The sequence below is a fragment of the Geminocystis sp. M7585_C2015_104 genome (assembly GCA_015295805.1).
In the GTDB taxonomy this organism is placed as follows: Bacteria; Cyanobacteriota; Cyanobacteriia; order Cyanobacteriales; family Cyanobacteriaceae; genus DVEF01.
On the sequence record DVEF01000067.1, the window covers coordinates 1 to 12,958 of the forward strand.

The following is a 12,958-nucleotide window of genomic DNA, read 5'->3' on the forward strand; positions in this document are numbered from 1 at the left end:
ACAAGCACGGAGGGCACGCCCACCCGCGCAAGCTCGTAGGTAGTTTGCCCACCCGCGCTTACCGCAAGGTCCACCATAGTCATAAGGTCTCTCATCTCTTCACCAGAAAGACTCTCAAAAACCCTTATTTTTTCGTCTTTTAGCTTGTAGACTTCTTCTTTGTTTTTGAAGCCCTTGCCAACTACAACGAAAAGTTCAAGCTCAGGATGCTCCTTTCTAAGCAACCTTAAAACCTCAAGGGTCATATTTCTTGAGTCGGCGCCTCCAAAGGTTATAAGTGCTCGCTTTAGCTCTTTGTTTATTCTCTTCAACCCTACTCCCCAAAAGGCCTCTCTCAGGGGTATAAACTTAGGCCCTAACAGATAAATTCTCCCCTCCTCCTTGGGATAGTCTAACATCTCTCCATGGATCCCCCCGTTGAGGATTATCCCCTTGGGGTATTCTAGTCTCTTAAAATCGTCAATATAAAGGCAAACCTTGACATTATCCGATGCCTCTTGGTAAATTTCCCAGTCGGCCAGGTAGGAGTCTATCACAACAGTATCAAAGTCCTTTAGTCTATTTTTTACCTCCCCCCACCTGTTATGCCAGTCACACAGTTCATATTTAATTCCCTTAAGGATACAACGGGTATTATAGTCCCCCCTCACCAACATCAATGCCTCACCACCCAAAATTCCTACAGCTTGATAAATGGATGTGCATCGAGTTATATGCCCGAACCCTATTTGCCTATACCCCTCCGTCAGGAAAAGAACCCTCCTCCTACGTCCTCTCCTATAGTCCATTCTCTATACCACCAAAAACAGCTCAATAAATCTCCTAAAAACCCTCTTCCTTAAATTTTTCCTACCATTCTACATTCCCCTTTCACATAATTTGCACTCTATAATGGTTTCCTTTACACTCTTCCTTGCACTTTCTCCCTCACCCTCTCTTCTCTCCCCTAATCCCCTTATTTTCTCTCCTCGGAAACTATTGAAAAATTTTTTCATATAAAAAATTCGCTGCCCAAGTACCTTGGCAGTCCTTCCGCCTGCCGCCCCCATCCTATACCTCCATCCTAGCAAAAACTTGTAGTGGTGTCAAGGGGTTATAGCTTAAATTCAGACAAAAGTTCGGACGTTGTTTTTTAGAACATATACTGTGCTTCCTCATAAACTCAAAAAGTCCACTTTTTATCATCTCATTACTTGTCCTGACCCTATTGAACATTGAACAATATGAACACTCCTGACCATTTACTTTATAACCTACTCCCACTGAAGAATCTCTATTTTGGACTCTAACCTAATATCAAAGCTGTACCAAGAATAATATCAAAATTAACCAGAGCATCATATGATATAATTTGTATGTACCTTTAAGTTATCTTATCTGTCTTCATCAAACCATTTAAAGACCTAAAATAGAACTAAAATAATGGTAGATACTAATATGAATTTTGTAGGGAGAAAAATATATTAATCCGTGTTGGTAAGCAAAAATGTTATGTTGGCCAGGCAAATCTTATCAAAAACTGGACTGTCCTTTATGGTCAGCTCCTTGTGATAAACCCCCATATATAACCTCCTCCCCTCTACCTACTGGGAAATTTATTTTCCAAGATTTATTCGATGCTTTTAGCTTTATTGTAAACTTCATATCATTTGGTTATAAGTGTTCAAGAAATTGAAAACTACTCGAACCTCTATCCATAACTAAGATTTTATTGGCGTTGATGAGACTTTGAGAGGAGATATGAAAAGCAAAGGGAATAGCTTTAGATTTGGAGTAACAGGAGAAGACTGGGCAATAAAAAACGCTGGTTATACCATCAGAAAGCTTACTTAATTGGGCTGTTTTTTTAGAGAAGGGGATTCGGACTCTATTAGGGTGAAGGGGAATAAATTCAGAGGGGATGTTTAAGAAGTTTATATAGGAGCGTTTCGGAGGGATTTTGTAAAATTAGTATTCGAATTAACTTAGACGCAGCCTCGGAGGATAGGTATTTGATGTGTGGTGCTGTATGAGATATCCCTGGTGGTGCTGAAAGTACAGCGGCTATGACTATTGGGACTTTTTAAAGGCAAATCGTTAAGATTTGAAAGTTGTATTGAAGATTAGAGGATACTAATGTTTATATTAAAGATTTTAGTCCATATTTTATAGGAAATCAGGGTAAGGGGGAGGGGTGTGTTTTTAGAATGAGAAAAAGAAAAAATTAGGAAAAGAAAAAATTAGACAAGGAAAATTTCCGCGTATTTTAAGTAAGGAGCGTTGGCATCTTTACTGGATAAAATTGGTTTCTCTTTAAGACTCCAGTCGATGTTAATTTCTGGATCATCCCAGCGAATGGACCTATCATATTCCTTGTGGTAATAGTTAGTGGTTTTGTAGATGACATCTGCCTCTTCTGATAAGACTAAAAAGCCATGGGCAAATCCAGCAGGGATCCACAACTGTCTTCTGTTTTCCTCGCTTAAAACCACCGCAACCCACTGTTTAAAGGTGGGAGAATATCTCCGAATATCCACAGCTACGTCTAGGATTTCCCCCCTGACAACTCTTACTAGTTTATCCTGTTTTTGGTAGAGTTGATAGTGCAATCCTCTGAGGACATTTTTGCGAGAATGGGAGTGATTATCCTGGACAAAATTTGGATTTAATCCCGTCTTTTCTCGGAAGGTAATGGCGTTAAAACTCTCAAAAAAAAAGCCTCTTTCGTCCTCAAAAACTGTGGGCTCTATTATTAAAACATCTGGGATTTTCGTGGGGATGACTTTCATGTTTTCTCCTCCCTCTTATTCTTGCTTGAAAAGCTCAACAAGGCCATCTACCACCTTAGCTAAGTCCAGGGAGTGGGAAGCCTTAAATAAAATCCTATCCCCTGGCTCTATTATACTGGAAAGGGTAGACAACAATTCCTGGTGGTTATGGAAAATTCGAGTGGGGATGCCCTGAGCACCGTGAGCAATTTCTTTGGTGGCATCTTCGTCCGCCAATATTAACAGTAAATCCAGATTTAGACTTTTTACAAACTCTCCCACTTGACGATGAAGAGAGGCAGAATAGTTGCCCAATTCTTTCATGGTGCCCAAGACGGCAATTCTTCGTTTTCCTTCCTCCTCCGCTAACAATTTTAATGAGGCAATCATCGATTCAAAACCAGCATTATAAGTCTCGTCTAAAAGAATAATATTATTGGGCAAAACATGACGAGTGGCTCTCCCCCTTGGCAGATTTATTTTGATTCCTTGCTGTAACTTTTGCAAGTCCAACCCTAAGACTTTAGCAGTGGCAATAGCAGCTAAGTAGTTAAGGGCATTATGTTCCCCGGTAAGGGGAAGTGGGTATAATTTATTGTCCACCTTGAGGGTGTTTTTGTCAACTAGTTCCCCTCTAAAATTACCAGATTTCAAACCATAACAAATAGTCTCCCCTTGCCAGAATTTCTTTGCGGTTTCCACCAACAATTCATTGTCTCCATTGATAATGGCAACTCCAGATTTGTCCATATTTGCCAATAACTCACACTTGGCCTCTGCTATGGCCTCCCTTGAGCCCAAAATGCCGATATGTGCCGTGCCAACATTAGTGATTACACCTATGTTAGGTTGAGCAATTTCCGTCAAGAGGGCAATTTGTCCTCGCCCCCTCATAGCCATTTCTATAACGGCATACTTGTGGGTTTCATCTATTTGTAAAATAGTCTTGGGGACGCCAATTTCATTGTTATAATTAGCCTCGGTTTTTAAAACTCTTCCCTCCAGACTTAATACGGCACTAATTAACTCCTTTGTCGTAGTTTTTCCAACTGAGCCCGTCACACCAATAACTGGCAAATTAAGAGATTTTCGCCACCATTTCGCTATTTGCTGATAGGCAACTAGGGGAGATTTTACCATTAACAAAGGCGAGTTTAATCCTTTTATCTTGGGGGAATTTTCTTTGACAATACAGGCGAGAGCGCCCTTAGCAAAAGCCTGAGGAATAAAGTCATGTCCGTCAAAATTTTCCCCCTCCAAGGCCACAAAAATTTCCCCCGGTTTTATAGTGCGAGTATCTGTACTAATTCCCCTACAATTTTCCGAGAAAAGAGATAAACAAGCCTCCGTATAATTAGCGTCAGTGATTTTACGGACAACGTCGAGACAAGGAAAAGATTTCATAAAAGCCAGTACAAAAAATCAGTAATTTAAACGATAGAAAACATAATTATTTTAATTAAAATCTACTGTATGGGGGGACCACATGATAAAAGAAACAGAAGGACCAAAAATAAGATGGTCTGTCAAGAGCATAGGGAGACAGAAATAATACAAGGTGAGAGATGAGAGGCCGTGAGTACCAACACCATGTCACCCAGTATATACTCTGGCATTGCAGGAGATGAACAGTATCTCTACGAACACCTGCTGGAGTGCGTGAAAACCCAGTCACCTGAGCAGGTGTTGGACAGATTCAGACACCTGTTCATTATAGCAAAGAGCTACGACAGTCAAAAGGTGTTGGAATCCCTGGCTAGGATAATTAGTAAAAAACAAGCGGCGGAATACTTCCCCTCCATCTTAAACCGTTGTTGTTACATTTTGGTCAACCGTTGGCAATTACAACCACAGACCCAGCGCTTTGTGGTAGAATTAGTTGAACTATTTGATAGACTGCCAGCAGGGGTAGGTGTTGGTAGTAGTTACGCCCGCACTTATTCTGGCCGCATGATTCAGCTGGTAAGACATTTTCTCACCACTGACTATTATAGACAACTTAAAAGGCTTGCCACCATTATCGGCGAGGGTTTGGAAAGGAAAAACAATAGCAACAGCCAGAGGGAAGAGACTATAGGCCAATTAATCACCCGTTATCCCTATCTTTATGAGCATTGTCTCCTATCCCCGGACAGTGACAGGGAACAACAACAAACAGTATATCAGCTCAGACGGGAAATGGAAAGGAAGTTTGAAAATCAGTTGTCAAAATTTGTGATACAGCAAGTGAGACTGGCACAGGGCAGACTAGAAATAAACAAGGAAAGACTGATAAAATCCGCCGTTAATCCTACTCTGCTCAGTGATAAGGATTTGAATAAGAGTTTAAAACATTTTGTGGGTCCAGTGGAAAGGGGTTATTCTTACCAACAGTTGTCTAGTAGTTTTTTGAGCTACACTAGTGATGTCCGCAACTACCAGATGTTTAAAGACAGTCTATATGAGTACATTGTACAGTCTATTGACGAGAACTACGGCAAACACAGTTTTAACAGGAAACTATATGAGAGGATACAACAGATATACCCCCAACACAATAATACCAAGCCGGATGAATTCTTAAAAATGCGTACCTATTCTCAGTTGTTCAACTATCTGGTGGTAGAAAGTCCCCAAAACCCCAATCATTTGGTATTTATGGATATGATTAGCAATATGGGCACTACTAAAACTATCGGCTTACTCCTAAAGATAGTTTTGTTGTGTAGCAAGGTAAAACCCTATTTGGAAAAACGCTTTTCTATCCTTTTCAACCATTATGAATCTTTTACCAGAGATGGAGCGGCATGGCTAGTCAGAAGCCTAGAAAAACTGAATGTGGCTTTTACCGTGCATTTTGGCAACTTAGATATTTCTTTCCTTCGACGGATTTATGCTGGCGGGTTTTGTTTTTGAAATGGCGATTATTGAGATAAATTTTCAAATATTCGGGAAAGAACAAAAATGTGAGATAATGGAAATTCAGACAAAACAGGCAGAAAGAGACAATGCAGAATGACTAGATTGAAGCGGCCAAGTTATCCCCGTTTGGAGGTGAATCTCCTCAGGGAGGGAATTGTAGAGTCTATTCACCAGGCAGAGGTGGTGGTGGCGGATGATAAGGGAAGGGTGTTAGCAGTGGCAGGGGAGGCTCAAACCTTTTCTTTCATGCGCTCGGCCATGAAGCCATTTCAGGCGTTGGCAGTGACTACCACGGGGGCTTTAGAGCGTTTTGACTTGGATGAGAGGGATTTGGCCATAATCTGTAGCTCTCATCAGGGAACAATTGAACAGGCTAGACGGGTTTTTAACATTCTCTGGCGTGCAGATGTGGACCCTAGTTTTCTAAAATGTCCTATACCTCCCGGTAAAAATAGTCCTCTACAACACTATTGTTCTGGAAAACACGCTGGCATGTTGGCCGCCTCTCAACAGCGCCATTGGAGTCTCGAGAATTACTACCACCGTAGTCATCCTGTACAACAGTTGATACTTCATAAAATTGCCGAATTGCTTGGCATCCCCCCAGCAGAAATCATGATAGCTAGGGACGACTGCGGTGTTCCTACTTACGCCTTGGAATTGTCTCAAATGGCCACTCTTTATGCAAAATTGGCTAGTGGCAACAGTATTGAATTGGAAAGGATAGTCCGGGCAATGACTAGTCATCCCGCCTTGGTAGCCGGAGAAGGCGCCTTTGACACCGAGGTCATGAGTTTATCTGATGGTAGACTTGTCTGTAAATCTGGCGCCGAGGGAATACAGTGCATTGGCAATCTTCAACAGGGCATGGGTATTGCCATTAAGGTGTTAGACGGGGCTAAACGCGCTAAATATGCCGCCGCCATCCATGTCCTAAAACAAATGGGCTGGATTACCCCTGCCGTCGCCGACAATCTCGGTGATAAGTTCCTTCGTCTTGATGACTATCGTCGTCTTGAGGTTTCTGGCGACTTGTCTTTACTCTGATCCCTTTTTTTTCCCTATAGTTGCGATCTTTTCTTATTTAATTTGAGCCCAGGCTGCACCCTGGCAGTACCTTCGCCTGCCGCCCCCACCCCCCTATTCTACCTCTTTTTATGGCTACCTGTCAAGGCATTATTGTTTTTTTGATTTTATTCCGCCACCATTGGTTGTCTTATTCTTTGCCGCCGGCATTCCTAGTTGCAGAAGAATACCAGAAAACGCGGCCCCCTTGTGCTTGTTTTGTGACACCCTCTGACAATAGAATACTATAAATTGGGTATCCTCAATAGCAATCGGAAATAGGTAATAGAAATAGGGAAAGGAAAGAAAAGGAGAGGAGAGGAAAGGAAAAGAATATGTCTTCCCCACCGGCAGACAAACCATATAAAAGTAGGTTGTTTAACTTTTTGAATCGTCAGTATATAAGAATCAACAGTGGTGTAAGCAGAAAACTGAGGGAGTGGAGTTACGCAGTAAAGGGAGGATTGGAGATTATATTCTTTCCTCTCCTGCGGTTGTGGGAGATTATCACTAAGACTGGTAATAGAAGTTTTGCCTCAGCCAAAACAACAAATCCCCATTTGCCTCCTGCCGCCTGTGACGAAATAATCCGGCGGGTGACAGAGAAAATGGTAAGGCAAAAGGATATACCAGTTTTGCTTCTTCATGATTTTCAGGGGTTGGCTTGTCGCCTGCAGGATAGGTGTATTGTGGCGGTGATGGCAAACAATCAGATGAGGGAAATAATACCAGCCACCCGACAGGGGGAAATTAGTGATTTAATAGAGACGGTTTTGGCAAGCCATGAGATGAGATTGGGAGATAAGGAGGCAATCCTCTGGTTGGATAGGCTTATATCCTCTCTGGAGGGTTATATTTTTTCCGCCTTCCGTCAACGAGGAAACGCTACCATCAAAGGCCCCCAGGCGGTGGAGCAAGGGTATCATTCCTGTTATCATAGTGGCAATGGCCAAGATGATTCTTCTGTGGGGAAGTTTTCTGACTCATTTTGGCCATATTATCGTCTCAAAGTACTGATTTTGGCTGCCATTGATTATTTTTTTGGCAAAAAACAGAAGGGTGTTTCTTCCTCTCATCCTCCTTCTGACTATAGTAATAGTGGTGTTGGCAAGAATCACCCCCTGAATCTAGCCTCCGGCGATACCACTGTTGTCGATAATCCCCCCCTAAATCCCCCTGGCATCCCTTCGTTGTCTTTCCGGGTTGATAGTAGAATTGATAACCTTGCCAGATTTGTTTTTTCCCCCTTTCTGACAAAAGTAGATAAAAACAAGTCTTCTGCCAATAAACCACAAAAAGAAGAGAATGTGGTTTCAAGAGATGACAAATACAATGGGATTCAAAAAATTAGATTGTTAATTCTGGCGGCTATTGATTATTTTTTTGGCAAGAAAAATTCTTCCTCCCTCCCTCATGCAACCATCACCCCTCACCCCATCCCGCCTGCCTCTGCCAAGGACAGTATATCCCCCCACCCAATTCCATCCACCCCCACAGTTATCCCATCTACTCCCCTCAATGCTAGTATTCTTGCCAACCCTACCTCGTCTGCCCATACTGATGTTACCACTGTTGAGAAAATTAAGGCTAAAATAATTAGCCTGGGTAACAGTATTCTTTCTAGACTTCTGCCGACGGGGAATGAGAATCAGTCTGTCAGGGGGGAAGATAAGAATATAACCAAAAATCCGCCTCCGGATGAGTTTGTTTCTGAAAAAGAGAATCCCTTCCAGCTGAAACTCCTTATTCTGGCAGCCATTGAGTATTTCTTTGGTAAAAAGAAATCTACCAAAAGTAAAAACCGTCTACATGCTAACCCCCCGTCTCCCCCCCTTACTGCTTCCGTTTCTGCAGATGAAGGGGATGAGTCTATTCTAAAAAAGAATCTCAAGGGTGAAAATGCTAACTCTGTGTCTATGGGATTGTCTATAGATGATGAATTTTCCCGTCTCTCTTTCCCCTCTGTTGTGGGTATTAGTAATTCTATTGTAGAAAGAAATCCTAGAAGTGATATTACTGCCTCTGTATCCGTGTCTGCGGGTGGGGAATACGCCTGTCTTTCTTCCCCCATTGATGACTGGGGTGATGATTCTATTAGTGTTAAAGAGTATGGTGAGGTTAAACAGACAGTCTCAGAGAAAAATCAAAAATCAGAAACAAAAGATTACTGTTGGTTTGCCGACGGGGAAATGGAAGCCAACATAGTAGAAATAAAGTATGAAAAACACCTATTACAAATAATTCTGGAAAAATTAGATGAATTAATGCTACACCTGGAAGAATTGATAATCGGAATTATAAACTGTGTGGTAAGATTATTGGGTGAAGGATGGAAAAAGCAGAAGGGGAAAATCGGACAACGGCAAGAAGACAAACAGATAAAAAACAAGGACAAAAGTTAAAATGAAGCGGGAAAAGTTAAAGAGATGGAGAGGAAGGTTAGACTTAGAGAAGAAAATGATACCGGGAAGAAGAAAACAGTGTGAAACAATAATATAACAACTGGTGGGGACTCGGATTGCCTATGTGCCAACAAACAGTATAATAACCAGTGGGAATTTGGAATGCCAGGATACCAAAAACATATGCAGGATTATTATTATTCTCCTTCCCCTTATTTGATTTCCCCCAACATAGAATCTATTCACTTGGAAAAGACAGTGAAACTGGGGGTAATGGCATCGGGGAATGGGAGTAATTTTGAGGCAATTGCTAGAGCCATTGCAGAGGGGAAATTGAATGCTAGAATCGAGTTGTTGATATATAATAACCCGGGGGCAAAGGTAAAAGAAAGGGCAGACAAATACGGGGTAGAGTCATTATTGTTAAACCATCGGGAATTTCCTAGTAGGGAAGCCTTAGACGAAGCGATAGTTGCCTCCTTCAAAAACAAGGGTGTGGAATTGGTGGTAATGGCGGGATGGATGCGGATTGTTACTAGGGTGTTATTAGAGGCTTTCCCGGAAAAGGTGATAAATATACACCCCAGCCTCCTACCTAGTTTTCGGGGAGTGAATGCAGTAAAACAGGCGTTAGAGGCAGGAGTGAAGATTACCGGTTGTACTGTACATATTGCTACCCTGGAAGTAGACAATGGTCCTATTCTAGTACAAGCGGCAGTGCCTATTCTGCCAGATGACACCCCCGAGACTCTTCATAAAAGGATTCAAACTCAGGAACATCGTATCATAATTCAGGGTATTGCCTTAGCAGTCTTAAGAGGTAGGGAGAAAGATGCAACAAACCCGGTTAAACCTATTAGCCACTAGCCTTTTCAGCCGCCTTGGCGATTTTTTTGCCAACCCCTGGCGGCGATTGTCTCTAGTTTTTATCGCTTGGTTGTGGGGGTATGTCACCTCTGATTTGATTTCTACTAGTGTCTCTCAGGCAGGGAAATGGGATATACCAGTAGCCACTTGTTATCTTGTATTAACAGAGGGGATCAGCATTTGGGTGTATAGACGACGGGATGGGAGCAGAAAAATACAATGGCTTGATATACTAAACTCTTGGAAGATAGGTTTTGTCTTTGGCCTGTATGTAAGTGCCATGACATTATCTTCCTGACTGACTAGAAGGGAATATCATCGAGGTTTTTTGCTTTTATTTCCTCATCTAATGGGGATAGGAGAGAAGATTCCAACGGTGACGACTCACCAATGGTAACAGATGAAGGGGTGCCATTAAGGGGATAAATGTGAGAGAGAATCATACTAGCTACTTTTTCTTTATAACCATTTCTCTCTATTGTATCCATTCGTAGACGACCTTGTACTATTACCTCGTTACCCTCGTGGTATTGTTTTTCTATATCTACGGCAAGATTACCCCATGCCACAACTTTGAGAAGACAAGGGGGGTTATTGGGGATGGGATTGTCGAATTCTAACATCATTTCGGTGATAGCCATTTGATTATCCGGGGTATATCTCAATTGGGGGGTGGAGACAATTTTTCCAGCCAGAATACAACTATTCATAGATTTATTTTTATCCGACACTTATGTTATTTTCTCTTCTCCATTGTGACACAAATTAGTATTGGGGGGAGGGATATTAAAATGGGGCATCTAAGCTACTGACGATAGAGAGGGGGAGTGGTATTGTAGTTTTGGGAAATTTCATCTCCAGGTGACAGACAAATGTTTTCAGCCTAGCCATTGGCGAGAGAGGGTGTGAGGGGGATTTTGCCGAGTAGGGGGTATTAGCTGGGGGAGTTTAGGAAAAAAAATGTTGGGAGGATAACTCGAATAAGTGTTGTTAGGATGACTTGAGAAAGAGGTATTCTTTTGTGGATAAGTTTTGCCGGCGTGATTGTAGACTATAGAAGGCTTAGTAATATTGTTAGTGGTTTTAGTTGTTTGTTGGGACAATTTTACTGGGGGATGTGAGAGGGGAGTCTTGTTTGTTTAACTATATTAGAAAGGACGTCTGGCAGACAAATGTGGGAGAGTGTTGTAATAAGCCCTACCTGAGTGGGGGAGGTTTTTGGTAGACTCTTGTTAGAGTGATTTTTATGAGTTGTTTTGGTGTGTATTTAGCAGACAGATATTGTTAACCCGACTAGACTGAGACAATATCCTAACAACCAACTTTCTGGGGTGTCTAGTCTAGTATAAGAGTACTGTAAGAGTAATTTCCCTTATAAGAAAGTTTATTAGAATAGCAGGATATCGTCGGCATGACTTGGCTGGGAGGGGGGGGGGGAGACAATTGTTTGTTTTTAGCCTGAATTCACTCGAGGGGATGTGGGCGAGTATTATTAGTGTGATTCTCCTGAAGGAGATTTCTAAGCAGGTGACTGTTGTTAATGTGACTGTTAGGGTGACTTTACTGGAGGATGTCTATGGGAGTGACTATACTTGGGAAAGATGTCTAGAAGACTAACACTGTTAAATGGTTGAAGTTACCGGGTTAAGGTGAGACAGCCAAAGGAGGTATTTAGTAAACAGATATTGAAAGGGTTATTTCACTGGGGAGGATGTTGGGAATGATGCTGAGTAAGAATATGGCAAGCAACTTTTGTTGGTATAATCCCACTGCAGGGATGTTTTTCGGGGGGTATTGTAAGTATCACTTTACTGGTGAAATGCCTAGACAAGTGTTATCAGCTTTACCCTTATAGGAGAGGGCTTTATTAAAACATTAAAATATTATTGTTTTATTGGTTTGGTGTGGTTTCACCGAGGTGGATGTGTATTAGGCAAATTTTGTTAGTATGACTCCACTTGGGGGATGTATAAAAGACAACTGAAGAGGGTTTCTAGTGGTAGACGGAAATTGAGACGACTATAATAGAGAATGTTTGGTGGACAATTATTGTAAGCATGACTTAGCCAGGGGTTATATGGTAGAAAGACATTGTCAGAGAAATTTCCCTCAAGGGTGAGGTATTGTTTTAGGCAATGTCTAGTGGGTTATTCTTAAAAGGATTTTAGCTTTTGGGGGATATTGAAAAAACAACGACAGGGGGTATTGAGTATACAGGAATTTTCGAAATATTTGGTAGACAATTGTTGTTAGCTTTTGGGGGGAATGTATGGAAGATGCGTATTATGCGCGATACAGGGTAGAAGCAACTATTATTGGCATATCTGGTATCTGTTGGTATGACTTCGCTGAGAGGAATATCCAGCCGGCTTGGGATAACTTAGGAAAGTTTTAAAAGACAACTATTGTTAGCCTTTGCCAGAGGTGGGATGACTTGGTTGAGGAAAAATCGCCGGCGACTGGGGGGATGTTTATTAGATAACTGGAAAAGAATATGTGGTAGACAAGGGTTTTTAGACTGAGTTGACAAAACGGATGGTGGGTTGTTGTCAGGGTGATTTTTCTGCTAGGGGACAATTGGAGATAACTAGGTCTATTATATTGGGTCGACCCTACAACAGGCTAGGGTGAGTTGGCTAAAGAGGAGGTTTAGCAAGCTACCGTTGTTTGTGTTACCCTGTATAAACACCTCCTATAGTCACCAGATGGAATTATTTTCTCACCCCCAGACAAGGGTATAGTTACTAGATGGAATTATTGTCTTATCCCCAGACAAGGGTATATCCCCTATCCCCCTGAGTATAAATACCTCCTATAGTTACCAGATGGAATTGTTTTCTTATCCCTAGACAAGGGTATGGTTACTAGATGGAATTGTTGTCTTATCCCCAGACAAGGGTATAGTTGCTAGATGGAATTGTTGTCTTATCCCTAGACAAGGGTATGGTTACTAGATGGAATTGTTGTCTTATCCCT

At 41.8% G+C, this 12,958-nt stretch carries 10 protein-coding genes; 6 read left to right on the top strand and 4 right to left on the bottom strand.

Annotated features, from left to right (window positions below):
- The 3 genes from IGQ44_08125 to IGQ44_08135 form a co-directional block, all read right to left on the bottom strand.
- Positions 1–788 (bottom strand): UDP-2,4-diacetamido-2,4,6-trideoxy-beta-L-altropyranose hydrolase (locus IGQ44_08125; protein ID HIK37941.1); only part of this gene is annotated, 788 nt, incomplete at its 3' end.
- A 1,431-nt stretch (positions 789–2,219) separates the two neighbouring features.
- Positions 2,220–2,768 (bottom strand): dTDP-4-dehydrorhamnose 3,5-epimerase, encoded by a 549-nt coding sequence (gene rfbC / locus IGQ44_08130; protein ID HIK37942.1) that lies wholly within the window; start codon positions 2,766–2,768, stop codon positions 2,220–2,222.
- 15 nt (positions 2,769–2,783) lie between these two features.
- The gene (locus IGQ44_08135; GenBank protein HIK37943.1) at positions 2,784–4,151 is read right to left on the bottom strand and encodes a UDP-N-acetylmuramoyl-tripeptide--D-alanyl-D-alanine ligase; all 1,368 of its coding nucleotides are present in this window, start codon (positions 4,149–4,151) and stop codon (positions 2,784–2,786) included.
- Positions 4,152–4,337: 186 nt separating this feature from the next.
- On the opposite strand from IGQ44_08135, the gene IGQ44_08140 reads away from it, so the two are divergent.
- The 5 genes from IGQ44_08140 (at position 4,338) to IGQ44_08160 (ending at position 10,280) form a co-directional block, all read left to right on the top strand.
- Positions 4,338–5,642: a hypothetical protein gene (locus tag IGQ44_08140; protein ID HIK37944.1), complete on the top strand. Its 1,305-nt coding sequence runs from the start codon at positions 4,338–4,340 to the stop codon at positions 5,640–5,642.
- Positions 5,643–5,741: 99 nt separating this feature from the next.
- The gene (locus tag IGQ44_08145) at positions 5,742–6,695 is read left to right on the top strand and encodes an asparaginase (GenBank protein ID HIK37945.1); all 954 of its coding nucleotides are present in this window, start codon (positions 5,742–5,744) and stop codon (positions 6,693–6,695) included.
- Positions 6,696–7,048: 353 nt separating this feature from the next.
- Positions 7,049–9,115 (top strand): hypothetical protein, encoded by a 2,067-nt coding sequence (locus IGQ44_08150; protein ID HIK37946.1) that lies wholly within the window; start codon positions 7,049–7,051, stop codon positions 9,113–9,115.
- 183 nt (positions 9,116–9,298) lie between these two features.
- A complete protein-coding gene (locus IGQ44_08155; protein ID HIK37947.1) occupies positions 9,299–9,982 on the top strand; it encodes a phosphoribosylglycinamide formyltransferase in 684 nt (227 codons plus the stop codon).
- Positions 9,948–10,280, top strand: a complete 333-nt coding sequence (locus IGQ44_08160; GenBank protein ID HIK37948.1) for a DUF565 domain-containing protein — start codon at positions 9,948–9,950, stop codon at positions 10,278–10,280. Before IGQ44_08155 ends, IGQ44_08160 begins: the two co-directional genes overlap by 35 nt.
- Positions 10,281–10,284: 4 nt before the next feature.
- Here IGQ44_08160 and IGQ44_08165 read toward each other — a convergent pair whose 3' ends face one another.
- Positions 10,285–10,692, bottom strand: coding sequence for a single-stranded DNA-binding protein (locus IGQ44_08165; protein ID HIK37949.1), 408 nt, complete (start codon positions 10,690–10,692; stop codon positions 10,285–10,287).
- Positions 10,693–11,458: 766 nt separating this feature from the next.
- Here IGQ44_08165 and IGQ44_08170 point away from each other — a divergent pair.
- On the top strand, positions 11,459–11,599 hold the full coding sequence (locus tag IGQ44_08170; GenBank protein HIK37950.1) for a hypothetical protein: 141 nt from the start codon (positions 11,459–11,461) through the stop codon (positions 11,597–11,599).
- Positions 11,600–12,958 lie beyond the last annotated feature (1,359 nt).